The organism is Streptomyces sp. NPDC005866 (assembly GCF_040629895.1).
In the GTDB taxonomy this organism is placed as follows: domain Bacteria; phylum Actinomycetota; class Actinomycetes; order Streptomycetales; family Streptomycetaceae; genus Streptomyces.
The window spans coordinates 360401-385454 of record NZ_JBEXWP010000001.1 but is presented as its reverse complement, the minus strand read 5'-3'; the positions used below and the strand labels follow the sequence as shown (position 1 = coordinate 385454).

The following is a 25054-nucleotide window of genomic DNA, read 5'->3' as shown; positions in this document are numbered from 1 at the left end:
GCTACTCGCGGTCGTCGGCGGTGGCGCGGCGGCGCCTCGCGAAGAACACTCCGGCGCCGGCGAGGACCACGGCACCCGCGACGATACCGGCGACGGTCCCGGTCGAACTGCCCCCGGAGGAGCTGCCGGAGCCCGCCGGTACCGCCGACCACCAGCTCCAGTAGCCGTCCTGGCCGTAGATGTTGCCGGCGGCCTTGGGCATAGTCTCGATCGACTTGATCTGGTCGGTGCGGTATGCCTCGACGGCGTTCGGGTATGCGATGACGTTCATGTACCCCAGGTCGTACAGCCGCGACTCCATCTGCTTCACGAGAGTCGCCCGTTCGGCGGAGTCGTACTCGGCGACCTGCTCGGCGTACAGGTCGTCGTACGTCTTGTCGCAGACGAAGTTGTCGGTTGCGCCGGTGTCCTTCGGGGTGGCGGGCAGGGCGGCGCAGGTGTGGATGGACAGCACGTAGTCCGGGTCGGGGTTGACTGACCAGCCGTCGAAGGCCAGGTCGTACTTGCCCGCGAGCCAGGGGTCGGTAACGTTGTCCAGGCAGTTGAGGGTCGTGCCGATGCCGAGCTTGGCCCACCACTCCTTGAGGTACTGACCCACGGCCTTGTCGTTGGGGTCGGTGGCGTGGCAGAGGACGCGGTAGTTCAGTGGCTTGCCGTCCTTGCCGACCCGTTTGCCGTCGGCGTTCTTCTTGTAACCGGCCTGGTCGAGGAGCCGGGCTGCTTTCGCGGGGTCGTAGGTGAGTTCCTGGCTCGCCGACGGCTTCCAGAAGTACGTGGAGAAGCGCGGCGGGATGTAGCCCTGGCCTTCGACCGCGTGTCCCTGGAACACCTTGTCGACAATGGTTTTCCGGTCGACGGCCAGGAACAGCGCGTGTCGCACCCGCTCGTCGAGCAGGGAGGGGTCGCCGTCGCCGAACTTCTGGCCGTTCTGCGCCTGTGCGCCTGGGTTGGTGGCGAGGGCGTAGAAGCGGCGGCCTGGGGCGTCGTTGACGTGGGTGTCCTTCTGCCCCTGGAGAAAGGACGCCTGAGCCGGCGTCAGGGCCGGCGCGCCCGCAACGAAGGAGACCTCGCCCTTGCGCAGAGCGGCCACGGCGGCGTCCTGGTCCTTGTAGTACTTGAAGACCAGCTCGTCGAACTTCGGGGCCCCGCGCCAGAAGTCCTTGTTGGCCTTGAACCGGACGTAGCTGTCCGCCTTGTAGTCGGAGAGGACGAACGGCCCGTCGCCGACGACGGGCAACTTGTCGTCGTTGTTGGACTTCGAGAAGTCCGAGACGTCCTTCCAGATGTGCTCGGGCACGATCGGCACGTCCAGGGCGGTCATCGTGGCCTGCGGCTTCTTCAGTTCGATGACCAGCTTGGTGGGGCTCGGGGCCGTCACTCTGCGGAAGTTGGTGACGAAGTTGCCGTTCGCGGTGGCGGCCGCCTGGTCCGTCATCAGCTTGTCGAACGTCCATGCCGCGTCTTCGGCGGTCACCTTCTGCCCGTCCGACCACTTCGCGTCGGAGCGGATCGTGTACGTCCAGGTGAGCTTGTCGGCGGACGCGGCCCACTTGGTGGCCAGGCCGGGAATCGGGTGCGCGTCCCCGGGGTCGTAGTCGGTGAGGTACTCGTACATCAGCCGCTGGAGGCTGGTGCTGAGCAGACGCACCGCCAGGAAGGGGCTCAGCGAGTCGACGCTCTGTGCGACCGCGACAGTGAGCACCTTGTCGCTCTGGGCGGCCTCGGCCTGTTGGGGCGCCGGGTTGAGCGGGGTCGCGAGTGCCGCCGAGATCGTCAGGGTGACGGCGCCAGCGGCTGCCACGAGCCGGGGCGTACGGCGGCGTGGGCTTCTCGGGTGTGAACGCCTTGCGCTGTGCTGGGCTTGTGGGCTCATGGATCGTGACCTCGCGTCATCGCTCGCACAGGGACGGCTTGCTCGGACTTCAGGGCCGGGTTCTCGCCTGGTGACGCCAGTGGGGTGATGAGTGTGTCTATCAGCGGCTGTCTGGGTGCGTCAACGGTGCGTGGATCCAGTGTGGCCTGCGGAAAAGGCGAGTTGACGCCCAATGGGATCATCATTGGTCTAGACCGGTAAAAGGTACCTGGTGGGGCGCCGCCTGATGCCGGACGCGGCCGCCGTTGAAACGTGCCTCGTCGTTGCGGTCGAACGCCCGGCGAAGGCGTCGCCAGCCGGATGGCGCCACTCCTCCGGGTGGGTTGTCCCGCGGATGGGTGCAGTGAATATGTGTTATGCGCCATTTCTGATGCTATTGACCGATGAGGGATCACTCGCGGATCACCCTTCACGGAGGAGGCACGCCATGCGTTCAGCCACGCACGCCCGACGGGCGGCCTGCGCGGTGGTGACGGCGCTCGCCGCCACCGCCTGCGGGGGCGGCGGCAGTGGCGGCGGCGGGGGTGGCGGCAGCGCCGTACTCAGCTCCTCCTGGGGCGACCCGCAGAACCCCCTGGAGCCTGCCAACACCAACGAGGTCCAGGGCGGCAAGGTCCTCGACATGATCTTCCGCGGCCTGAAGAAGTACGACCCGAAGACCGGCAAGGCCCAGGACATGCTCGCCCAGAAGATCGACACGAGCGACTCGCAGAACTACACGATCGCCGTCAAGGACGGCTGGACCTTCTCCAACGGCGAGAAGGTGACCGCCAGATCGTTCGTCGACGCCTGGAACTACGGAGCGAGCCTCAGGAACAACCAGAAGAACGCCTACTTCTTCGGGTACATCGAGGGATACGACAAGGTCCACCCCGACAGCGGCGGCCAGAGCGCCGACACGCTCTCCGGTCTGAAGGTCGTCGACGACAAGACCTTCACGGTGAAGCTGAACCAGAAGTTCTCCGGTTTCCCCGACACCCTCGGCTACGCGGCCTTCGCCCCGCTGCCCCGGTCCTTCTTCACCGACCACGCCGGCTGGCTGAAGCGGCCGGTCGGCGACGGGCCGTACGCCATCGAGTCGTACACCAAGGGATCGCAGATGTCCCTGAAGAAGTGGGACGGCTACCCCGGCGACGACAAGGCGCAGAACGGCGGAGTGACCCTCAAGGTCTACACGGACAGTGGCACCGCCTACACCGACCTCATCGCCGGCAACCTCGATCTGGTCGACGACGTTCCCGCCGCACAGCTGAAGAACGTCAAGAACGACCTCGGTAGCCGTTACATCAACACCCCCGCCGGCATCATCCAGACCCTCGCCTTCCCCTACTACGACAGCGCCTGGAACAAGAGCGGATCGGACAAGGTCCGCACCGGGCTTTCCATGGCCATCAACCGGAAGCAGATCACCGAGACCATCTTCCAGAACACCCGCACCCCGGCCACCGACTGGACCTCGCCGGTGCTCGGCACGGCGGGCGGCTTCAAGGAGGGGCTCTGCGGGAGCGCCTGTGACTACAACCCCGCCGAGGCCAAGAGGCTGATCCAGGAGGGCGGGGGGCTGCCCGGCGGACAGTTCAAGATCACGTACAACGCCGACACCGGCTCGCACAGGATGTGGGTGGACGCCGTGTGCAACTCCATCAACAACGCGCTCGGCAACAACAAGGCGTGCGTCGGGAATCCGGTGGGTACTTTCGCCGACTTCCGCAACCAGATCGGCCGGCACAAGATGAGCGGACCGTTCCGCGCGGGCTGGCAGATGGACTACCCGCTCATCCAGAACTTCCTCCAGCCGCTCTACTACACCAACGCCTCCTCCAACGACGGCAAGTGGTCCAACAAGGACTTCGACAAGCTCGTCGACCAGGCCAACGCCGAGACCGACACCGCCAAGGCCGTCGGAACCTTCCAGAAGGCCGAGGAAGTCGTCCGCGACAACATGGCCGCCATTCCGCTCTGGTACCAGAACGGCAGTGCCGGCTACTCGGAACGGCTGTCCGACGTGGCCCTCAATCCGTTCAGCGTCCCCGTGTACAACCAGATCAAGGTCAGCTGACGCGGCATGGGTCGCTATGTCGTCCGGCGGCTGCTCCAGATGATCCCAGTGTTCGTCGGGGCCACGCTGCTGATCTTCCTGATGGTCAATGTCATGGGCGACCCGATCGCCGGGCTGTGCGGAGAGCGGGCCTGCGATCCGGCGACCGCCGCCCAGCTGAAGAGGGATTTCGGACTCGACAAGCCGGTGTGGCAGCAATACCTCACCTATATGGGGAACGTCTTCACCGGAGACTTCGGTACGGCGTTCAACGGGCAGCCGGTCACCGAGCTGATGTCCACCGCGTTCCCCGTCACCATCCGGCTGACGATCGTGGCCATCCTCTTCGAGATCGTCATCGGCATCACCCTCGGAGTCCTGACCGGTCTGCGGCGCGGGCGGCCCGTCGACACCGGGGTACTGCTGGCGACCCTGGTCGTCATCTCCGTACCGACCTTCGTCACCGGCCTGCTGCTCCAGCTCCTGCTCGGCGTGGAGTGGGGCTGGATCAAACCCTCCGTCTCCCCGGACGCCGCCTTCGGCGAGCTGATCGTGCCGGGGCTCGTCCTCGCCTCCGTCTCGCTCGCCTATGTCACCCGGCTGACCCGCACCTCCATCGCCGAGAACAAACGGAGCGACTACGTCCGTACGGCCATTGCCAAAGGGCTGCCCCGGCGCCGGGTCATCGCACGGCACCTGCTGCGCAACTCCCTCATCCCCGTCGTCACCTTCATCGGCACCGACATCGGCGCGCTCATGGGCGGCGCCATCGTCACCGAGCGGATCTTCAACATCCACGGCGTGGGCTTTCAGCTCTACCAGGGGATCCTGCGGCAGAACACCCAGACGGTCGTGGGCTTCGTGACCGTGCTGGTCCTGGTGTTCCTGGTGGCCAACCTCCTGGTGGACCTGCTCTACGCCGTACTCGACCCGAGGATCCGTTATGCCTGAGCAGCCGTTCGAGCGGGACCGGGCCATCGCCGGCACCGGCATGGGCGGGGCGATGGACCTGGCGGCGACCGAGGCGGAGACGCTGGAGCGGACTCCCGGGGGACCGCTCGGCACCGGCCCGGCCGACAAGCCGCGCTCCCTCTGGTCCGACGCCTGGCGGGACCTGCGCCGCAACCCGGTCTTCATCGCCTCCTCCCTCGTCATCCTCTTCCTCGTCGTCATCTCCCTCTGGCCGTCCCTCATCGCCTCCGGCAGCCCCCTCAAGTGCGACCTCTCCAAGGCCCAGGAGGGCCCCCAGCCGGGCGCTCCCTTCGGGTACGACGGACAGGGCTGCAACGTCTACACGCGGACCGTCTACGGGGCCCGTACGTCCGTCACGGTGGGTGTCTGCGCCACGCTCGGGGTCGCCCTGCTCGGGTCGGTGCTCGGCGGGCTCGCCGGGTTCTTCGGCGGGGGCTGGGACGCGATCCTGTCCCGCATCACCGACGTCTTCTTCGCGATCCCGGTCGTCCTCGGCGGTCTCGTCCTCCTCTCCGTGGTGACCAGCAACACGGTCTGGCCGGTCATCGGGTTCATGGTGCTGCTCGGCTGGCCCCAGATCTCCCGGATCGCCCGCGGCTCGGTGATCACCGCCAAACAGAACGACTACGTCCAGGCCGCCCGCGCGCTCGGCGCCTCCAACTCCCGGATCCTGCTGCGGCACATCGCGCCCAACGCCGTGGCCCCCGTGATCGTCGTGGCCACCATCGCGCTCGGCACCTACATCGCGCTGGAGGCGACGCTGTCCTATCTGGGCGTCGGTCTGAAGCCGCCCAGCGTCTCCTGGGGCATCGACATCTCCGCCGCCTCTCCCTACATCCGCAACGCCCCGCACGCGCTGCTGTGGCCCTCCGGGGCCCTCGCGCTCACCGTCCTGGCCTTCATCATGCTCGGCGACGCGGTGCGCGACGCCCTCGACCCGAAGCTGAGGTGAGTGCCGCCGTGCTGCTCGAAGTACGCGACCTGCACGTGGAGTTCCGGACGCGGGACGGGATCGCGAAGGCGGTCAACGGGGTCTCCTACGCCGTCGACGCGGGGGAGACGCTGGCCGTGCTGGGGGAGTCCGGGTCCGGGAAGTCGGTCACGGCCCAGGCGGTGATGGGGATCCTGGACGTGCCGCCGGGGCGGATCGGCGGGGGCCAGATCCTCTTCCGGGGGCGAGATCTGCTGAAGCTCAAAGAAGAGGAGCGGCGCAGGGTCCGGGGCGCCGAGATGGCCATGATCTTCCAGGACGCGCTGTCGGCGCTGAACCCGGTGCTGAGCGTGGGCGATCAGCTCGGCGAGATGTTCGTCGTGCACCGGGGCATGTCCAGGAGGGACGCGCGGGCCAAGGCGGTCGAGCTGATGGAACGGGTGCGGATCCCGGGCGCTGCGCAGCGGGTGCGGGACTATCCGCACCAGTTCTCCGGGGGCATGCGCCAGCGCATCATGATCGCCATGGCGCTGGCCCTGGAACCGGCGCTCATCATCGCCGACGAGCCGACCACGGCCCTGGACGTGACCGTCCAGGCCCAGGTCATGGATCTGCTCGCGGAGTTGCAGCGCGAGTACCACATGGGGCTGATCCTGATCACCCACGATCTGGGCGTGGTCGCGGACGTCGCCGACCGGATCGCCGTGATGTATGCGGGTCGGATCGTGGAGTCCGCGCCGGTGCACGACATCTACAAGGCGCCGGCGCATCCGTACACGCGCGGGCTGCTTGACTCCATCCCGCGCCTGGACCAGAAGGGCCAGGAGCTCTACGCCATCAAGGGCCTGCCGCCCAACCTCATGCACATCCCTCCGGGGTGCGCCTTCAACCCGCGCTGCCCCATGGCCCAGGACGTGTGCCGCACCGACGAACCACCGCTGTACGAGGTGGATCAACACCGGGGCAGTGCCTGTCACTTCTGGAGGGAGTGCCTCAATGGCCGACGCGAAGGTTGAGCCGATCCTGGAAGTGAGTGGACTGGTCAAGTACTACCCCTTGACCCAGGGCATCTTGATCAGGAGACAGATCGGTGCCGTCAAGGCCGTTGACGGTGTTGACTTCGTGCTCAACAAAGGAGAGACCCTCGGCATCGTCGGGGAGTCCGGCTGCGGCAAGTCGACAGTCGCCAAGATGCTCGTCAATCTTGAGCGGCCGACGGCGGGGTTGATCAAGTACAAGGGTGAGGACATCACCACGTTGAGCGGCCGGGCACTGAAGGCCGTCCGCCGCAACATCCAGATGGTCTTCCAGGACCCGTACACCTCTCTCAACCCCCGGATGACCGTCGGCGACATCATCGGGGAGCCGTACGAGATCCATCCCGAGGTGGCCCCCAAGGGCGACCGGCGCAAGCGTGTCCAGGAACTGCTGGACGTCGTGGGTCTCAACCCCGAGTACATCAACCGCTATCCGCACCAGTTCTCCGGCGGCCAGCGGCAACGCATCGGTATCGCACGGGGGCTGGCGCTCCGCCCCGAGGTGATCGTCGCGGACGAACCGGTGTCCGCGCTGGACGTCTCCGTCCAGGCCCAGGTGATCAACCTGCTGGACCGGCTCCAGAACGACTTCGACCTGTCGTACGTCTTCATCGCGCACGACCTGTCGATCGTGCGGCACATCTCGGACCGGGTCGGGGTGATGTACCTCGGGCGGATCGTGGAGATCGGCAAGGACGAGGAGATCTACGACCACCCGACCCACCCCTACACCCAGGCCCTGCTCTCCGCGGTGCCGGTGCCGGACCCGGAAGCGCGCGAACACCGGGAGCGGATCATTCTCAGCGGGGACGTCCCGTCGCCGACGAACATCCCCTCCGGCTGCCGGTTCCGCACGCGGTGCTGGAAGGCCGAGGAGCGGTGCGCCGTGGAGGTGCCGCTGCTCGCGGTGCCCGCCGCGTTCCGGCTGACGCCGGGGCCGGCCGCCCATGATTCGGCGTGTCACTTCGCGGAGGAGAAGCAGGTGGTCCCACCGGAGGAGCCGGCCGGGGAGGCGCCGGACGATCGTGGCAACGGAGGTGCATAGCGGGGCATGTGCGGATCAACCGCGTTAACACTCGGGCAACTTCTCCGACCCGGTCCCGATATACGGACGCGGCACGCTTAACAGCGTACGGCCGTGCGGGTGCCGTAAACGGGCCGGGATGCGCCATGTCATCCCGGCCCGTTGCCGCGCGCTCCGCGCCTACGCGAGGCCCAACGAACGCTTGATGAAGTCCAGCTGGAGCAGCAGCAGGTTCTCCGCCACCTGCTCCTGCGGGGTCATGTGGGTGACGCCCGACAGCGGCAGGACCTCGTGCGGGCGGCCCGCCGCCAGCAACGCGCTGGACAGGCGCAGCGAGTGGGCCACCACCACGTTGTCGTCCGCCAGGCCGTGGATGATCATCATCGGGCGGTGCGGGTCGGCCGCGTCGACCAGGCCCGCGTCGTCGATCACCGAGTTGCGGCGGTACACCTCCGGCTGCTCGCCCGGGTGGCCGAGGTAGCGCTCCTGGTAGTGGGTGTCGTACAGGCGCAGGTCGGTCACCGGGGCGCCCACCACCGCCGCGTGGAAGACGTCCGGGCGGCGCAGGGCCGCGAGGGCGGCGAGGTAGCCGCCGAAGGACCAGCCGCGGATGGCCACCTTGGTCAGGTCGAGCGGGAAGTCCGCGGCGAGCGCCAGGAGCGCGTCGACCTGGTCCTGCAGGACGATCGCCGCGATGTCGTCCTTGATGGACTTCTCCCAGGCCGGGGAGCGGCCGGGGGTGCCCCGCCCGTCCGCGACGATCACCGCGAATCCCTGGTCGGCGAACCACTGGGAGGTGAGGTGGGCGTTGCGCGCGGCGACCACGCGCTGGCCGTGCGGACCCCCGTAAGGGTCTAGCAGAACCGGAAGGGGAGTGTCCCCGTGGTAGTCCCGTGGCATAAGCACGGCGCACGGAATTCGGCGTGCGCCCCCTTCGGTGAGTGTCACGCGCGGGGTCAAACCGGGATCTTCGGCGTACGACGTGACACTTCCCAGATGTTTTCCGTCACGCAGCACCTGGACGCGGGCGCCCGGGCTGTCCAGTGCGGCGGACACCAATACGGTCACGCCCCCCGCGCGCACGGCCGTGTGCACGCCGGGCTCCTGCGACACGCGCTCCACGCCGAGTTCGTTGACTCGGTAGACGTGTACCTCGCCGACCTCGGGGGACTCGGCCTCCTCGCCGGCGGACGCGGAAACCAGCACGTCATCGGCCGTCACGTCGAGAACCGCACGGACGTGCAACTGGGCCCCCGTGAGGGGCCGTTCACCCACCGCGAGCACCCGGGCGCCGCCCTCGTCGGCGATCCGGACCAGCTGTCCGGAGGGGCTCCAGCAGGGCACTCCACCGAACAGTTCAAGCCATGTTGGATCTTCATCGGCGTGCACCATCCGGGTCGCCCCCGACCCCGGGTCCACGGCGAGGAACAGCTGGCTGCGCTGGTCGCGCGCCTGTACGAGCAACAGTGGTGCACCCGCCTCTGACCAGTGCACACGCGCCAGGTACGGGTAGCGCGCCCGGTCCCAGGAGACCTCCGTGCGCTCCCCTTCGAGGTCGTAGGCGAACAGCCGCACGTCCGCGTTCTCGGTGCCCGCCGCCGGGTAGGCGACATGATGTGGCTCACGCTCCGGGTGTGCGGGGTCGGCGATCCACCAGCGCTGTACCGGCGTGTCGTCCACGCGGGCCACCAGCAGCCGGTCGGAACGCGGCGACCACCAGAAGCCACGTGAACGCCCCATCTCCTCGGCCGCGATGAACTCGGCCAGTCCATAGGTGACCTGTTCGGACTCGGGCTCTGCCAGCGCCCGGTCGCCCTCGCCGTCGGCGCCCACGACACGCAGGGCGCCCTCCACGACGTACGCGACATGGCGGCCGTCGGGGGACGGGCGGGGGTCGATCACCGGTCCGGGGACCGGGAGTACGCGTGTCGTGCCGGCCCGGAGCTCCGCCGTGAAAAGCCGCCCCGACAAGGTGAAAGACGCCAGCTCCAGGGCCGCGTCGGTGGCGTAGCCGACGATGCCGGCGCCGCCCTCACGGCTGCGTTCGCGACGGGCCCGCTCCTGCGCCGAGAGGTGTTCCTCGGCGCCGCCGAGCAGCGTGCGCGGGTCCGCCGCCAGACGCTCCTCGCCGCTCGGCACATCGAGAACCCACAGGGAATTGGCCCGGTCCGTACCGGAACCGGAGCGCAGAAACGCCACGCGGGAGCCGTCGGGGGCCACGGTGAACGCGCGCGGCGCGCCGAGCGTGAAACGCTGGGTGCGGGCGTGCCGGCGGGGGAATGAGACAGCGTCGGTCTTCATGCCCCGACCATATTGGCCATGCGCCCCCTTGTGCGGCCGTGCGCCGAGCGATGCGCGAGCACGCATAGTTATGATCACTACCGCTGAGTGGGTATGAACCCGCTGGCTTCCGCATGGATTTGCTGTACCGATCTACAACCCCCATACCCGAACCCCCCGCGTCCCTGGGATCTTTGGAGGTGAGCCGCCGTGGCACTCTCGATTTCGGCGGTGGTGCTGCTGGCGATCATCGTCTTCTTGCTGATCAAGAAGTCGGGTCTGAAGGGCGGGCATGCGGTTGTCTGCATGCTCCTCGGTTTCTATCTCGCCTCGTCGACCATCGCACCGACGATCAGCGATCTGACGACCAACGTCGCCAGCATGATCGGCAGCATCAAGTTCTAACCGGTGCCGAGACGGCGTCTCCGGTGGGCACGGCCGACCGGAGACGGCGTATGTGCTGTCCCGTTCGACTGCTTCCCCCAGCCCTCCTCCGCAAACTTGGCGGACCTGGGACATGCGAGGCCGCTGCGTCGAACGCGGCGTGACTGCCGCATACAAGGTCATCGCGGACGAGCGCCTTCCGCTCCCTGACCCCAGGAAACGGAGGGGCGCTGACAGGCTCGACGACAAAGGGCGATGTCACTCTTCCGGACGCGGTTGTCGAGCAGCTGCGGGACAAGCTCGCGGCCCAGCTCTCCGACGGCCGGGCGGGGAGGTGGCCCGGCGACGGGTGGCGTTTCGTAGGGTGGGCACATGACGGAACCGCCCGCCCGGCCGCTACCCGCCCGGCGTCTGCTGCTCGTGCACGCGCACCCGGACGACGAGTCGATCAACAACGGCGCCACCCTGGCCCGCTACGCGGACCAGGGCGTCCATGTGACGCTGGTCACCTGCACGCTCGGAGAGGGCGGTGAGGTCATCCCGCCCGAGCTTCGGCATCTGGCCGGCGTCGCGCTCGGCGAGTACCGGTTGGGCGAACTCACCGCCGCCATGCGTGAGCTCGGTGTCGACGACTTCCGGCTGCTCGGCGGGCCCGGCCGCTACCGCGACTCCGGGATGATGGGCCTGCCCGACAACGACGCACCCGACTGCTTCTGGCGGGCCGACGTCGACGAGGCCGCCGGGCACCTGGTCGAGGTGATCGTGGAGACCCGCCCCCAGGTCCTCGTCACCTACGACGACAACGGCGGGTACGGCCACCCGGACCACATCCAGGCCCACCGGGTGGCCATGAGAGCCGTGGAGCTGGCCGCCGAGGCCGGCCACCGCATCTCCAAGGTCTACTGGAACCGCGTCCCCCGCGCGGTCGCCGAGGCCGCCTTCGCCCGGCTCCACGACGATCTGCCTGGGCTGCCGTTCGAGAAGGCCGCCGCCGTCGACGACGTGCCGGGCGTGGTCGACGACCGCCGGGTCACCACCGAGATCGACGGCACCGCGTACGCCGCCGCGAAGACCGCCGCGATGGCCGCCCACGCCACCCAGATCGAGATGGCACCGCACGGCGTCCCCTACTTCGCGCTCTCCAACGAGCTGGCGCAGCCCGTGTTCACCACGGAGTACTACGAGTTGGTGGGCGGCGAGCCGGGTGCCGGGCGTGAGACCGATCTCTTCGCGGGCCCAGGGGAGGCGTCATGAGTTCCGCCGGACGCGGCTCGATGCTCGCGCAACCGTTGCAGCGGCCGTCCGCCGGGCGGATCGCCGGCCTGCTCGCGCTGGTCGTGCTCGGTGCCGTGGTCGGCGTTGCCGGGACACTCGTGGAGGCCGCCTGGTTCCCCGGCGGGCTGCTGCTCGCCCTGGCCGGTGCCGCGGGGCTCTTCCTCGGCGGCGCGCGGGCGGTGGGCAGCCGGTCCGGGGCCGTGGCGCCCGCGTTCGGCTGGGTCGTCGCAGTCATCCTGCTCACCGCCAGCCGGCCCGAAGGCGACTTCCTGTTCGGTGCGGGAGGCGGCTCCTATCTCTTCCTGCTCGGCGGCATGGCGCTGGCTGTGATCTGCGCCACTATAGGTTTGGGGTGGCAACCTGACACGGACGGCGCCCGACTTGGCAAGTGACGTACCGGTTCGCCGTGGGGCGCGCGTGCGAGTCCGGTGTGGGTTTCCCCAGCGGTCATGGGATAAGCGCCAGGGCTGGCCAGTATGGTGGTGCGCGCCGCCGAGCCGCCCGAGAAAGGTCGCCACGGGCGGTGGAGCCAACCGGGAGAACCTGCCTTGAGTCGTGAAACTGACACTCCGTCCTCCGGGCCCGACGGGCACGGCGGAGCCGCATACCCCTCGGGCACGCCGCCGTACGGGACCCCCATGGCTTCCGGCGACGGCAAGGGCGCGGGCCGTTCGGCCGCGCAGCCGGAGGAACGCAAGACCGAGACCACCCTGACGACCCGGATCCGGATCAACATCCCCGGATCCCGGCCGATTCCGCCCGTGGTCGTCCGCACCCCCGTCGCGGACGCCGACACCGGCGCCGGCGAGGAGACGGGCACGCACGCGCAGCCGAGGGGCGCCGCCATGTCCACCGGCGCCGTCGAGCCGGCCGCCGAGCCCGCGCCCGCCGCCGGGGAGAAGCCCAGCGACTGGTTCGCGCCCCGCAAGTCCGGCCCGGCCAAGGGCGGCCAGCGCGGCGGCGCCACCAACGGCGCCGGTGCGCCCGGTGGTTCGCCCGTCGCGGCGCCGAACGGCCCGGCCGCACCGGGCACCCCCGGTGCCGCGCGTCCGAACGGCGGCCGTCCCGGCGGTGTCGTGGGCTCCATGAGTGCGCCCGGCGTGTCCCGGCCCGGCGCGACCAACGGCGCGGGGCTGCCCACGGGCGCGACCGGCGGCCCGGTGGCCCCGGGGCACGGCGGCGGCACCGGCTCCTTCGACGTGACCGAGGCGCTCGCCACGGGGCCGCTCGGCGGCCCCCGGGCCGGTGCCAACGGCGCTGGCGAGCCCCGCCGCGACGATCTGCCGTACTTCTCCGAGAACGGCGGCCAGAACGGCGCCCAGGCCGGTCCCGGCGCACCCGGCGGCGGCCCGGCCGGTCCCGGCGGCCCCAGCGGCTTCAACGGTCCCGGCCTGCCCGGTGGCCCCGGCGGCCCGCAGGGCCCGGCGGGCCCCACCGGCGGACCGGTCACCGGCGACGGCCCGTTCATCCCGCCGGTCAACGGTGGCGAGCCCTTCGGCGCGCCTGGCGGGCCCGCCGGTCCGGGCGGCCCCGCCCGACATGCCGCCCAGGCCGGACCCGGCGCGAGCACCGCCCCCGCCGGTACCGGCCTCGGCCCCGGCGGCGGCCTGAGCGACGACACCGCGATCCTCACCCCGCAGAAGCCCGCCCCCGAACCGGGCATGTCCGGCTACGGCTCCCCGGCGGACAACGTCTCCGGACACACCGTCACCAGTGGCATCCCGGTGGTACAGCCGGGCGCGAGCTCCCCGTTCGCGCCGGGCGCGCCCAACGACGGGGCGCTGACCCACACGCCCCCGAAGCTGCCCGAACCGGTCTCGCCGCCCCCGGCCGAGTCCAAGGGCAAGGCCAGGGCGAAGAAGAAGCGTGGCAAGCTGCCGTTGCTCTGCGGTGTCGTGGTGGTCGCCGGCCTCGGCGTCTACGGCACCGGGCTCCTGATGAGCCACTCGGACGTACCCAAGGGCACCACTGTGCTCGGCGTCGACATCGGCGGCGGCACCCGCGACGACGCCGTCAAGAAACTCGACGACGCGTTCGGCACGCGGGTGAACAAGCCGCTGAAACTGTCGGTCGACGGCAAGGCGGTCTCGCTGCCGCCGGACCAGGCGGGCCTGCAGTTCGACATGCCGTCCACGGTCGACGCGGCCGCCAAGAGCGACTACAACCCCGTCTCCGTGATCGGCTCGCTGTTCGGCCAGAAGCGGATCGTCACGCCCGTCATGCCCGTCGACGAGGAGAAGCTCCAGGCCGCCCTCAAGGGCCTCGGCGGCAGCTCCGGTTCGGTCACCGAGGGCACGATCAAGTTCGCCTCCGGCAAGGCCGTCGCGGTCTACGGCAAGGCGGGCAAGGGCATCGACGCGGCCGCCTCCACGAAGGCGGTCGAGCAGGCGTACGAGTCGATGGTGGAGACGGGCACCGCCTCCGCGGTCGCCGTACCGACGACCACCGTGCAGCCGGCGGTCTCCAACGCGGAGGTCGACCGCGAGATGAAGGCGTTCGCGGAGCCGGCGATGTCCGCCAAGGTCTTGGTGCAGACGGACGCGGTGCACAGCATCCCGTTCGGCGCCCTGTCCCTGCCGAAGATCCTCGGCTTCAAGGCCGTCGACGGCAAGCTGGTGGAGACGTACGACCTCGAGGCGCTCAAGAAGGCCTACGGCAGCACCTTCGACGGCGTGCTGATCAGCCGGGGCAACGGCCAGAAGACGGCCGTCACCCCGCAGGACGTCGCCTCCGCGCTGCGCAAGGCACTGGTCGGCAAGACCACTGCGGAGCGCGTCGGAGTCATCGACACCAACCCGAACTGACACCAACTCCGAGAGGGGGGTCGTCCGGTGCTCACCGGGCGCCTCCCTCTCGCGTGTCACCCCGGGCGGATGACATCTGTCATGCGGCACTCCGGACGCCCGGCACTGCCCCCGTCCGTGCGTCCACGGCCAGCATGGACGGCATGACAACGACAGCGGCGACGACCGCCACCGGCACCCCGGTGGTGGTCGGGTTCGACCAGGTGAGCAAGACCTACGGGAAGGTGCGGGCCGTCGACGGGCTCTCGCTGCGGCTGCACCCGGGGGAGACCGTGGCCCTGCTCGGGCCCAACGGCGCGGGCAAGTCGACCACGCTCGATCTGCTGCTCGGCCTCAAGCAGGCCGACAGCGGCTCGGTGAGCGTCTTCGGCACGAGCCCGCGCGAGGCCATCGTCGCCGGGCGGGTGGGTGCGATGCTGCAGAGCGGCGGGCTGATGGACGAGGTAACCGTCCGCGAACTGGTCAAGCTCGCCTGCGATCTGCACCCGAGGCCCTACAAGGTCACCGACGTCCTCGCCCGCGCGGGCATCTCGCAGATCGCCGACCGCAAGGTCGACAAGCTCTCCGGCGGCCAGTCCCAGCGTGTCCGCTTCGCCCTCGCCACCGCCGGCGACAGCGACCTGATCGTCCTGGACGAGCCGACCACCGGGATGGACGTCTCCGCCCGCCAGGCCTTCTGGGCCACCATGCGCGAACAGGCCGACCAGGGGCGGACGGTTCTGTTCGCCACGCACTACCTCGAAGAGGCCGACGCCATCGCCGACCGGGTGCTGGTGCTGCACCGGGGCCGGCTGCTGGCCGACGGTACGGCCGCCGAGATCAAGGCGAAGGCGGGGGCACGGCGGATCTCCTTCGACCTGGAGGGCGGGATCGACGAGGCGCCGCTGCGGGCGCTGCCGTTCCTCACCGCCATCGACATCAGCGGGCAGACCGTCCGCGTCCAGTCGTCCGACGCCGACGCCACCGTCCACGCCCTTTACGGCCTTGGCCTCTACCCCCGCAACCTCGAAGTCGCCGGGCTCGGTCTGGAGCAGGCGTTCGTCGCCATCACGGAGGCCGAGGAGGCCAAGGAGGTCACGCAGTCATGAACGCCCTGATCAAGCTGGAGCTCGCCCGGGCCCTGCGCAACCGCAAGTTCCTGTTCTTCTCGGTGATCTACCCCTCGATCATCTTCCTGCTGGTCGCGAGCCAGGGCGGCACCAGCGGCACCGTCGACAACTCCGGGCTCTCCGTGGCGGCCTATGTCATGGTCTCCATGGCCTCCTTCGGCGCCCTCACCGCCGTCCTGATGGGCAACAGCGAGCGCATCGCCAAGGAGCGCGAGAGCGGCTGGGTACGGCAGTTGCGGCTGACCACCCTGCCCGGGCGCGGGTACGTCCTCGCCAAGACGGCCAGCGCCGCCGTGGTGAGCCTGCCCTGCATCGTGGTCGTCTTCCTGGTCGCCGCCACGGTGAAGGACGTACGGCTGGACGCCTGGCAGTGGCTCGCCCTCACCGGCGCCATCTGGGCCGGCAGCCTGGTCTTCGCCGCGCTCGGCGTCGCCATCGGCTACCTCGCCTCCGGGGACGCGGTCCGCCCGATCACGATGATCACCTACTTCGGCCTGTCGATCCTCGGCGGTCTGTGGTGGCCGTCCTCCTCCTTCCCGACCTGGCTCCAGGACATCGCGAAGTGGCTGCCGACCCACGCGTACGCTGCCCTGGGGCGCGCCATCGAACAGAGTCAGGCCCCGCACACCCAGGACATCGCCATCCTCGTCGTCTTCTTCGCCCTCTTCGTCGGCGGCGCGGCCTGGCTGTACCGGAAGGACACGCTGAAGGCGTGAGCACGATGACGGAAGACCTGCGGTCCGGCGACGAGGTCCGGGCGGACCGGCTGGTGCGGATCGGCCGGCCGCCCCGCAGCCGGGGCGAGGCGATCCGCAAGATGGTGTGGGTCCTGCCCTGGCTGGTCTTCCTCGCCTCCCCGGCGAACGACCTGGCCTCCGGCCACCACACCACCGGGGTCACGGTGGCCGGCTGGGTGGGCCTGGCGGCCTTCGTCGGGATCTACCTGTCCATCGTGTTCCGCTCCATGGGCCGGCCCTTCCGCGGCCGGGTCGTCGCCGCCGCGATCGCCGTGGAGTGGACGCTCGCGGTCACCCTGGCCCTCGGCCTCGGCAGCTCCTGGCTCGGCCTGTTCGTGTACGTCTCCGTCATGTGCGGGACGACCTTCTCGCTGCGGGTGGCCTACTGGACGATCCCGCTGACCACCGCCGCCATGATGGTGGCGGGCTGGCACGCCCACGACCTGGGCGAGGCCTGGGGCCTGTTCCTGGTGGTGCTCCTGGTCGGCTACTCCATGACCGGCATACGGCAACTCGTCGCCACCACGATCGAGTTGCGCAAGGCCCGCGCCACCGTCGCCCAACTGGCCGCGAACGAGGAGCGGTTGCGCCTCGCCCGTGACCTGCACGACCTGCTGGGGCATTCGCTCTCCCTCATCACCCTGAAGAGCGAACTGGCGGGCCGGATGCTCCCCGACCACCCCGACAAGGCGGCCCAGCAGGTCTCCGACATCGAACAGGTCAGCCGGCAGGCCCTGGTGGACGTCCGCGAGGCGGTCACCGGCTACCGGCGCCCCCGGCTCGCCGCCGAACTCGCGGGCGCCCAGGTCGCCCTGACCGCCGCCGCGGTCACCGCCGAGGTCCCGGCCGACCCGGACCTCACCGACGTACCCGAGGGCGGCGAGGGAGCCCTCGCGTGGGCGTTGCGCGAGGCGATCACCAACGTCGTACGGCACAGCGGCGCGACCGCCTGCACGGTGGAGCTGCTGCGCCGCCAGACGCTGGACGGGCCGGTACTCGAACTCGCCGTCGAGGACAACGGCTCGGGCGGGTCCGGCAAGGGCCCCGGCAACGGCCTCACCGGGCTCACCGAGCGCCTGGAGAAGGCGGGCGGCACACTGGAGGCGGGCCGGGTGAAGCAGGGTTTCCGGCTGGTCGCCCGGGTCCCGCTGGCCGCCCGCGGGGCCATAGGATCCGGGGCATGAGCAGCACGATCAAGGTCCTCCTCGCCGAGGACCAGTCGATGGTCCGCGAGGCGCTGGCCGCCCTGCTGGGCCTGGAGGACGACATCGAGGTCGTGGCCCAGGTCGCGCGCGGCGACGAGGTGCTGGCGGCGGCACGGGCGCACCGCATCGATGTGGCGCTGCTCGACATCGAGATGCCGGGCTGCACGGGCATCGAGGCGGCGGCGCAACTCCACAAGGCGCTGCCCGCCGTGAAGCTGGTCATCCTCACCACCTTCGGGCGCCCAGGCTATCTGCGTAGCGCGATGGAGGCGGGCGCCGACGCGTTCCTCGTCAAGGACGCCCCCGCCGCCCAGCTCGCCGAGGCCGTCCGCAAGGTCCTCACCGGCGAGCGCGTCATCGACCCCACCCTGGCGGCGGCGGCCCTGGCGGAAGGCGCCAACCCCCTGACCGACCGCGAGCGGGAGGTCCTCCGCGCGGCGGCCGACGGCTCGACGAACGCGGAGCTGGCCGCGGCGCTGCACCTTTCGCAGGGGACGGTTCGGAACTACCTCTCGACGGCCATTCAGAAGCTGGCGGTACGGAACAGAGCGGAAGCGGTCCGCATCGCGAGAGAGAAGGGCTGGCTGTAGGGGACGCACCATCACCCACGTGAAGACGGTGAATGCGGTGATGAGTACGGTGAACAGACCCCTCTCCCCTCTCAGTTGAGACGAGCCCGAGCCGCCCGGGCCTCCTCCCGCACCTTCTCCGCCGCTCCTTCGTCGACCGTGTCGATCAACCCCGCGTACTCCTCCAACTCCGCGGCGCCGTCGGCGAAGTCACCCCGCTGCACCAGCAAACGCGCCCGCTCGTACCGCAGCCGGGCCGGATGCGACGGCAGCAGCAGTGACAGGTCCACCGCCCACAGACCCACGTCCGACCGCTCAGGCCGGGCCGCCGCCCACGCCCGTACGTTGTTGAGAACCCGCCGTACGACGTCCAGCGGATCGGCCGGTTCCAGCATCGCCGGCTCCAGCGGCACCCCCGCCGCCCCCACCACCAGCATCTGCGCGTCCGCCCCGCTCAGTACCCGCCCCCCGTCGGACGGATCGGCCAGCACCTGCTCCTCCGCCGTCCCGAACCCCACCACGAAGTGCCCCGGCAGCGCGACCCCGTACACCGGCGCCCCCGCCCGCCGCGTCACCTCCAGCCACACCACGGACAGCAGGATCGGCAGTCCGCGCCGCCGGCGCAGCACCTCGTGCAGCAGCGAGGACCCCAGCCGGCGGTAGTCCGCGGCGGCACCGTGAAAACCGAACCGTTCGCCCAGCACACGGCAAGCCGCGGTGGCCCAGTCGAGCGGGCCGCCCGGCCGGTACGGCAGCTGCCCGGCCAGCCGGTCCAGCTCCATCTGTGCCGCGTCGATCCCGGCCTCGTCCAGCGAGCCGTCGGCCACCGCGCTCAGCAGCAGACACAGCGTCGCCAGATCGGGCCGCTCGGAGCGCGCCTCCTCGGCGAACCGCCGCCGTACCTCGGCGGCCCGCTCCGGCGACGGTGGACGTGGACGCGGGTAAGGGGGCTGCATAGCTATTTCGTGCCCTTCCGGAACGATTCGTACCGTATGGCGGTATCGGCGTATCGGCGTATTTGCCGCATCGGCCTCAGCGGCCTTCCGCCTCCGGCGCCCTGTAGTGGTGGTACGCGTGGTGTGCCCCGAACCCCAGCCCGGTGTACATCGCCCGCGCCCCCGAGTTCTCGGTCTCCACCTGGAGCCAGGCCGCCGACGCGCCCTCCTCCAGCGCCCGCCGGGCGAGCGCGGCCATGACCTCGGTGGCCAGCCCCCGGCGCCGTAGCGCCGGATCCACCTCGACGGCGGCGAACCCGGCCCACCGGCCGTCCACCACCAGCCGCCCGATGGCCGCCGGGGCGCCCTCGCCGGGAACGGTCGCGAACCACACCGACGGCCCGCCCCCCAGCACCTGCAACGCGACCCCGCTCACACCCTTACGCTGGTAGCGCGCCAGCCACGCTTCGTCGGCCGCCCGGGAGAGCACCACAGCGGCTCCCTCCGCCCGGTCCGCCACCGGCGCCAGAGCCCCGGTCCACAGTTCGGCGCTCACCTCACGCACCCAGCCCCGCCGCTCCAGCTCCGCGCAGAGCAGTTCCTGGGTGCCCTCGGCGCCGGTCGCGGTCTGCACATACGCGGGCAGCCCCCGTTCGCCGTACCACCGTCGTACGACATCCAGGGCCGCGTCGAGCGGCAGCCCCGGATCGCCGAGCGGCAGCACACTGTTCGCCCGCCGGGTGAATCCTCCGGCGGCCCGCAGCTCCCACTCTCCCAGCCGCTCGCTCTCCACCGGCCGCCAGCCGCGCGAGGCGACACGCGCGAGTTCCTGATACGTCGCCGCAGGTCCCCGGCGGCGCGCCGGAGCGGCCGGGACAACCTTCGCCGCCACCAGTGCGGACTCCGGTATCCGCACGGTTTCCCCGTCCCGCCGTGTGATGGTCAGCACGCCGTCGTCGTCCCATGATGTGAGAACACCCACCGTGTCGGTGAACTTCTCCCCGGTGGCACCATTTCCCGTCAAACGGCGCACCGATACCCGTTTGCCCACGTCAGCAGCGGTGACACGGACCTCGAAGCGTCCTGCGGCCGAGATTTCCACTGGTCAGTTCACCCCTCCTGTTCGGATCTTGCCCAGGAACGGAGATACTAGAAGCGGGCATCGACGACGCCGCGCTCCCGCGCGCCAGGCGGCGGAGCCTACGGAGGCCCGCCAGCGCCCAATCGAGGAGGAACGACAGCGTGACCTACGTCATCGCGCAGCCTTGTGTCGACGTGAAGGACAAGGCGTGCATCGAGGAGTGCCCGGTCGACTGCATCTACGAGGGCCAGCGGTCCTTGTACATCCACCCGGACGAATGCGTTGACTGTGGTGCCTGTGAGCCGGTCTGCCCGGTCGAGGCCATCTTCTACGAGGACGACACTCCGGAGGAGTGGAAGGACTACTACAAGGCCAATGTCGAGTTCTTCGACGAGCTCGGCTCCCCCGGCGGCGCCAGCAAGCTGGGCCTGATCGAGCGCGATCACCCCTTCATCGCCGCGCTGCCCCCGCAGGCCGGGTAACCCGTACCGGCGGCCCGCCGCAACACCGTGCCGCCTCGGTCCCGTACGGCCTGATCACACCCGATCGGCGCCTGCGGGGCCGAGGCGTTTGCCGTACCGACCGTACCGGCTGTGCCTTGCCGTACCGGCCGTACCGGTCGTACCGAAGAAAGTGAGCCAGTGTCCGTGTCCGCAGTCTCCGACCGTCTGCCCACCTTCCCCTGGGACAAGCTGGAGCCGTACAAGAAGACGGCAGCGGCGTACCCGGACGGCATTGTCGACCTGTCGGTCGGCACCCCCGTGGACCCGGTCCCCGACCTGATCCAGAAGGCCCTGATCGACGCGGCCGACTCGCCCGGCTACCCCACGGTCTGGGGCACCCCGGCGCTGCGCGACGCGATCACCGGCTGGGTCGGGCGCCGCCTGGGCGCCCGCGACGTCACCCACCGCCACGTCCTCCCGGTCGTCGGCTCCAAGGAACTCGTCGCCTGGCTCCCCACCCAGCTGGGCCTCGGCCCGGGCGACAAGGTCGCCTACCCGCGCCTCGCGTACCCCACGTACGAGGTCGGAGCCCGCCTGGCCCGCGCGGAGTACGAGGTCTACGACGACCCGCGCGACCTGGACCCGACGAACCTGAGGCTCCTCTGGCTGAACTCCCCGTCCAACCCGACCGGCAAGGTCCTGTCCCAGCAGGAGCTGACGGAGATCGTCGCCTGGGCCCGCGCCCATGGCGTCCTGGTCTTTTCCGACGAGTGCTACCTCGAACTGGGCTGGGAGGCCGACCCGGTCTCGGTCCTGCACCCGGACGTGAACGGCGGCTCGTACGACGGCATCGTGTCTGTTCACTCCCTCTCCAAGCGCTCCAACCTGGCGGGCTACCGCGCGGCCTTCCTGGCCGGCGACCCGGCGGTGCTGGGCCCCCTCCTGGAGATCCGCAAGCACGGCGGCATGATGACGTCGGCACCGACGCAGGCGGCGGTGGTGGCGGCCCTGTCCGACGACACCCACGTCCGGGATCAGCGCGAGCGGTACGCGTCCCGCCGCAGCCTCCTGCGCGAGGCGCTGGTGGCCCACGGTTTCCGCATCGAGCACAGCGAGGCCAGCCTCTACCTGTGGGCCACACGGGACGAGTCCTGCTGGGAGACGGTGGCCCACCTGGCCGAGCGCGGCATCCTGGTGGCGCCGGGCGACTTCTACGGTGAGGCGGGCGAGAAGTTCGTACGAGTGGCGCTCACGGCGACGGACGAGCGCGTCCGGGCGGCTGTGGAGCGGCTTTCCTGAACGCACCCCAGCCGTTGCGATCCTTCTGCAGCGCCGAGAAGGGACCCGGGGAAAACCCCGGGTCCCTTCTGCGATCACCGGCTGTGCATCACCGGCGCCACGGCGTCAGCCGCCGAGCGGGAGCCCGTCCGTCGGCAGCCCGCCCTTGGCGAGCCCGTCCGTCGGCAGGCCGCCCTTGGCGAGCCCGTCCGTCGGCAGCCCGCCCTTCGTCGCCGTGGACGCCGTGTCGCCCAGCAGTCCACCGGCGGAGCCGGCCGCGTCGCTCGCGGTGTGCTGGACGACCGGCGCCGCCTTCTTGACGGCCTTGCCGCCGGTCTTGCCCGCGGCCGGTACCGCCGACTCGACCGCCTTGCCGCCGGTGTGGCCGACGGCCCCGGTGACGTTCTGCGCCGCACCGTCGGCGGTGTTGCCGACGCTCGCTCCGTCCAGGGCGGTCAGACCGCCCAGGTTCGGGGTGGCCGGCAGACTCGGGGCCGCGCTGGCGGAGCCGGCCGCACCGACCCCGGCAGCCGCTCCCGCTGCGACGAGCAGCGCGGCACGGGCGATCCGGCGGGTCAGAGGGAGGGACATGATGCTCCATTCGACGGGAGGGAACGTGATCGCCGTGACTACCGCTCGAAGCCCGGGAAGGTTGCGGAGGCTCAAGGTAAAGAATTGATAACGCATCGCATTATCGGGTGTGGAGAAAAACGGGCAAACAGTGCCTGAGCTGAGACCTCGCCGAAACCCGCAGAATCCTTACGGCCCCTGTGTTCCCAAGGGATTCGCGCATGCGTGAGTGATCGTGCGAAAGGCTGAGCACATCATGTGCGCGATCCGTCCGGGGTGACCCGCAGGAGTGAAATCCCGAACTACTGACCGGTCACGATCCGCACCGACCCCGTGGACTTCTCCGCACCGCCCGTGCCCTGCGGACCGGCCGCCGTCTGCCACCGGCTGTCCGTGCTCCCGGCGGACCACTCCCGGCCGGCGTACGACACCCGCTGGATGTGCAGCGCCGCGGAGTTGGCCACCGCCCAGTGCGCCAGCTGCCAGCCGCGCTCGCTCTCGGTGCGCCCGGACTTGTCGGTCTTCCCGCCCTCCGGCACCGGCACGGTCACCGTCCGCCCGTGCGCCGTGGCGGTCACGCTCGGCGTCGGTGTCGGCGAGGTCGCGGACGTGCCGTTCACCTCCGCACCGGCCTCCTCGACCGCATCCCGCCCGAAGTCCCGCACGAGCGCCGTCCGTACCGCGTCCGGACCCGTCGCCGCCGCCGCGCTCGTGACCGCCGGGCGCCCGTCGCAGGTCAGTGTGGCCGCCGCCTGCCCGGTCAGCGCCGCGGCGAGCAGCGTGGCGTCGGTCTCGTGCTTGGCGTACGCCTCCGGGTAACCGCTGCGCTGCACGCGCTGCGCGGCCACCGTCAGCGGCAGGGTCTCGTAGTCGCGCACCTTGGCCAGGTGGGCGTAGAAAATGCCCGCCGCGTACGCCGGGTCCAGGATCTGCTTGTCGGTGCCCCAGCCCTGCGAGGGCCGCTGCTGGAACAGGCCCAGCGAATCCCGGTCACCGTGCTCGATGTTGAGCAGCCCCGACTCCTGGATCGCGGTCGCCAGGGCGATGGCCACCGCCCGCTCGGGCATACCGCGCCCGGTGCCGACGGCGGCGATCGTCGCCGCGTTCACCGCCTGTTCGGGCGTGAACTGGTACGACTCGCTGTCGCTGCGGCCCGAGACGACCTTGCAGCCCTTGGCGCCACCGCCTCCGGTGACGTACTGAACGATCAGGTAGGCCGCGACGGCGCTCAGAATCAGCAAACCCGACACGAGACGCAGGACGCGGCCGCGACGCTTGGGACGGATGGGGGACGGCTCTGGCACGCGTACAACATACTGGAGGGTACGAGGCGCTCGGCGCTGGGCCCGGAGGCCTGTCAAACCGCCCGCGTGGTGGTGCGCGCTAGGGTCGGGCCATGGCCGACACCTCCCTTGACCTCACGCTGGACGCCGCCGCGCTCACCGCTCAGCTCGTCGACTTCCCCTCGGAGAGCGGCACCGAGAAGCCGCTCGCGGACGCGATCGAGGCCGCGCTGCGCGCCCTGCCGCATCTGACGGTCGACCGCCACGGCAACAACGTGATCGCCCGGACGAACCTCGGCCGCTCCGAGCGCGTGATCCTGGCCGGCCATATCGACACCGTCCCGATCGCCGGCAACGTGCCGTCCAGGCTGGACGAGGACGGCGTGCTGTGGGGCTGCGGCACCTGCGACATGAAGTCCGGCGTCGCGGTCCAGCTGCGCATCGCGGCCACGGTCCCCGCCCCGAACCGTGACCTGACCTTCGTCTTCTACGACAACGAGGAGGTCGCCGCCCATCTCAACGGCCTCAGGCATGTCGCCGAGGCCCATCCGGAATGGCTGGCAGGCGATTTCGCGGTCCTCCTCGAACCCTCCGACGGCGAGGTCGAGGGCGGCTGCCAGGGCACCTTGCGTGTGCTGCTGAAGACCACGGGTGAGCGGGCCCACTCCGCGCGCTCCTGGCTGGGCTCCAACGCGATCCACGCGGCCGCCCCGATCCTCGCCCGCCTCGCCGCGTACGAGCCGCGCTACCCGGTCATCGACGGCCTGGAGTACCGGGAGGGCCTCAACGCCGTCGGTATCTCGGGCGGGGTCGCGGGCAACGTCATCCCCGACGAATGCGTGGTCACCGTCAACTTCCGCTACGCCCCCGACCGTTCCGAGGAGGAGGCGATCGCGCACGTCCGTGACGTCTTCGCCGACTGCGGGGTCCAGGAGTTCGTCATCGACGACCACAGCCCCGGCGCGCTGCCCGGCCTCTCCCACCCGGCCGCGGCCGCGTTCATCGAGGCGGTCGGCGGCACCCCGATGCCCAAGTACGGCTGGACCGACGTCTCCCGTTTCTCGGCCCTCGGCGTACCGGCGGTCAACTACGGGCCCGGCAACCCACACTTGGCGCACAAACGGGACGAAAGAGTAGAAATCGTGAAGATCCTGGCGGGCGAGGAGCGCCTGCGCGTCTGGCTGACCAGCTGAGCCACACGGTGGCGCTTCGCACCCGACATGCCG

The 25054-nt window shown here is 70.3% G+C and carries 22 protein-coding genes; 16 read left to right on the top strand and 6 right to left on the bottom strand.

Features of this window, described 5'->3' with window-relative positions; all coding sequences use genetic code 11:
* Nucleotide 1 precedes the first annotated feature (1 nt).
* Nucleotides 2-1873 carry a peptide ABC transporter substrate-binding protein gene (locus ABZ396_RS01835; protein ID WP_358919474.1) on the bottom strand — a complete coding sequence of 624 codons (1872 nt, stop codon included), beginning with the start codon at nucleotides 1871-1873 and terminating at the stop codon, nucleotides 2-4.
* Nucleotides 1874-2300: 427 nt separating this feature from the next.
* Here ABZ396_RS01835 and ABZ396_RS01830 point away from each other — a divergent pair, with 427 nt between their 5' ends.
* Genes ABZ396_RS01830 through ABZ396_RS01810 form a run of 5 tightly spaced genes read left to right on the top strand, consistent with a single transcriptional unit; the run spans nucleotide 2301 to nucleotide 7896 of the window.
* Nucleotides 2301-3932 (top strand): ABC transporter substrate-binding protein, encoded by a 1632-nt coding sequence (locus ABZ396_RS01830; protein WP_358919472.1) that lies wholly within the window; start codon nucleotides 2301-2303, stop codon nucleotides 3930-3932.
* 6 nt (nucleotides 3933-3938) lie between these two features.
* Entirely contained in the window at nucleotides 3939-4862 is a 924-nt protein-coding gene (locus tag ABZ396_RS01825; RefSeq protein WP_358919470.1) for an ABC transporter permease, read from the top strand.
* A complete protein-coding gene (locus ABZ396_RS01820) occupies nucleotides 4855-5835 on the top strand; it encodes an ABC transporter permease (protein WP_358919468.1) in 981 nt (326 codons plus the stop codon). The genes ABZ396_RS01825 and ABZ396_RS01820 overlap by 8 nt, the downstream gene beginning before the upstream one ends.
* Before the next feature lie 8 nt (nucleotides 5836-5843).
* Entirely contained in the window at nucleotides 5844-6830 is a 987-nt protein-coding gene (locus ABZ396_RS01815) for an ABC transporter ATP-binding protein (RefSeq protein ID WP_358919466.1), read from the top strand.
* Entirely contained in the window at nucleotides 6811-7896 is a 1086-nt protein-coding gene (locus tag ABZ396_RS01810; protein ID WP_358919464.1) for a dipeptide ABC transporter ATP-binding protein, read from the top strand. Before ABZ396_RS01815 ends, ABZ396_RS01810 begins: the two co-directional genes overlap by 20 nt.
* Nucleotides 7897-8055: 159 nt before the next feature.
* Here the strand turns inward: ABZ396_RS01810 and ABZ396_RS01805 are convergent, their stop codons facing one another.
* Complete coding sequence (locus ABZ396_RS01805) at nucleotides 8056-10176, bottom strand: prolyl oligopeptidase family serine peptidase (protein ID WP_358919462.1); 2121 nt, start codon at nucleotides 10174-10176, stop codon at nucleotides 8056-8058.
* A 189-nt stretch (nucleotides 10177-10365) separates the two neighbouring features.
* On the opposite strand from ABZ396_RS01805, the gene ABZ396_RS01800 reads away from it, so the two are divergent.
* The 8 genes from ABZ396_RS01800 (at nucleotide 10366) to ABZ396_RS01765 (ending at nucleotide 18259) form a co-directional block, all read left to right on the top strand.
* Entirely contained in the window at nucleotides 10366-10560 is a 195-nt protein-coding gene (locus ABZ396_RS01800; RefSeq protein WP_089098958.1) for a hypothetical protein, read from the top strand.
* A gap of 351 nt (nucleotides 10561-10911) precedes the next feature.
* The gene (gene mshB, locus ABZ396_RS01795) at nucleotides 10912-11793 is read left to right on the top strand and encodes an N-acetyl-1-D-myo-inositol-2-amino-2-deoxy-alpha-D-glucopyranoside deacetylase (protein ID WP_358919460.1); all 882 of its coding nucleotides are present in this window, start codon (nucleotides 10912-10914) and stop codon (nucleotides 11791-11793) included.
* Nucleotides 11790-12206 carry a DUF6113 family protein gene (locus ABZ396_RS01790; protein ID WP_358919458.1) on the top strand — a complete coding sequence of 139 codons (417 nt, stop codon included), beginning with the start codon at nucleotides 11790-11792 and terminating at the stop codon, nucleotides 12204-12206. Before mshB ends, ABZ396_RS01790 begins: the two co-directional genes overlap by 4 nt.
* 156 nt (nucleotides 12207-12362) lie before the next feature.
* Nucleotides 12363-14618 (top strand): hypothetical protein, encoded by a 2256-nt coding sequence (locus ABZ396_RS01785; RefSeq protein WP_359183574.1) that lies wholly within the window; start codon nucleotides 12363-12365, stop codon nucleotides 14616-14618.
* Nucleotides 14619-14761: 143 nt separating this feature from the next.
* Nucleotides 14762-15706, top strand: a complete 945-nt coding sequence (locus ABZ396_RS01780; protein ID WP_358926733.1) for an ABC transporter ATP-binding protein — start codon at nucleotides 14762-14764, stop codon at nucleotides 15704-15706.
* Nucleotides 15703-16443, top strand: a complete 741-nt coding sequence (locus ABZ396_RS01775) for an ABC transporter permease (RefSeq protein ID WP_358926734.1) — start codon at nucleotides 15703-15705, stop codon at nucleotides 16441-16443. The genes ABZ396_RS01780 and ABZ396_RS01775 overlap by 4 nt, the downstream gene beginning before the upstream one ends.
* Before the next feature lie 5 nt (nucleotides 16444-16448).
* Nucleotides 16449-17648, top strand: a complete 1200-nt coding sequence (locus ABZ396_RS01770) for a histidine kinase (RefSeq protein ID WP_358926747.1) — start codon at nucleotides 16449-16451, stop codon at nucleotides 17646-17648.
* Nucleotides 17645-18259: a response regulator transcription factor gene (locus ABZ396_RS01765; protein ID WP_358926735.1), complete on the top strand. Its 615-nt coding sequence runs from the start codon at nucleotides 17645-17647 to the stop codon at nucleotides 18257-18259. Before ABZ396_RS01770 ends, ABZ396_RS01765 begins: the two co-directional genes overlap by 4 nt.
* A 71-nt stretch (nucleotides 18260-18330) precedes the next feature.
* On the opposite strand, the gene ABZ396_RS01760 is transcribed toward ABZ396_RS01765, so the two are convergent.
* Together ABZ396_RS01760 and ABZ396_RS01755 are read right to left on the bottom strand one after the other, a co-directional pair.
* Nucleotides 18331-19194, bottom strand: a complete 864-nt coding sequence (locus ABZ396_RS01760; RefSeq protein WP_358926736.1) for a transglutaminase-like domain-containing protein — start codon at nucleotides 19192-19194, stop codon at nucleotides 18331-18333.
* Nucleotides 19195-19270: 76 nt separating this feature from the next.
* On the bottom strand, nucleotides 19271-20275 hold the full coding sequence (locus ABZ396_RS01755) for a GNAT family N-acetyltransferase (protein ID WP_358926737.1): 1005 nt from the start codon (nucleotides 20273-20275) through the stop codon (nucleotides 19271-19273).
* Nucleotides 20276-20415: 140 nt separating this feature from the next.
* Between ABZ396_RS01755 and fdxA the strand changes: the two genes are divergently transcribed.
* Both fdxA and ABZ396_RS01745 read left to right on the top strand, forming a co-directional pair.
* Nucleotides 20416-20736 carry a ferredoxin gene (fdxA, locus tag ABZ396_RS01750; RefSeq protein ID WP_130443832.1) on the top strand — a complete coding sequence of 107 codons (321 nt, stop codon included), beginning with the start codon at nucleotides 20416-20418 and terminating at the stop codon, nucleotides 20734-20736.
* A 165-nt stretch (nucleotides 20737-20901) separates the two neighbouring features.
* Nucleotides 20902-21996: a bifunctional succinyldiaminopimelate transaminase/glutamate-prephenate aminotransferase gene (locus ABZ396_RS01745; RefSeq protein WP_358926748.1), complete on the top strand. Its 1095-nt coding sequence runs from the start codon at nucleotides 20902-20904 to the stop codon at nucleotides 21994-21996.
* Between the two features lie 105 nt (nucleotides 21997-22101).
* On the opposite strand, the gene ABZ396_RS01740 is transcribed toward ABZ396_RS01745, so the two are convergent.
* On the bottom strand, nucleotides 22102-22566 hold the full coding sequence (locus ABZ396_RS01740; protein ID WP_358926738.1) for an ATP-binding protein: 465 nt from the start codon (nucleotides 22564-22566) through the stop codon (nucleotides 22102-22104).
* Between the two features lie 281 nt (nucleotides 22567-22847).
* Complete coding sequence (locus ABZ396_RS01735; RefSeq protein WP_358926749.1) at nucleotides 22848-23783, bottom strand: heavy metal transporter; 936 nt, start codon at nucleotides 23781-23783, stop codon at nucleotides 22848-22850.
* A gap of 158 nt (nucleotides 23784-23941) precedes the next feature.
* On the opposite strand from ABZ396_RS01735, the gene dapE reads away from it, so the two are divergent.
* Nucleotides 23942-25021 (top strand): succinyl-diaminopimelate desuccinylase, encoded by a 1080-nt coding sequence (dapE, locus tag ABZ396_RS01730; RefSeq protein WP_358926739.1) that lies wholly within the window; start codon nucleotides 23942-23944, stop codon nucleotides 25019-25021.
* Nucleotides 25022-25054: the final 33 nt, after the last annotated feature.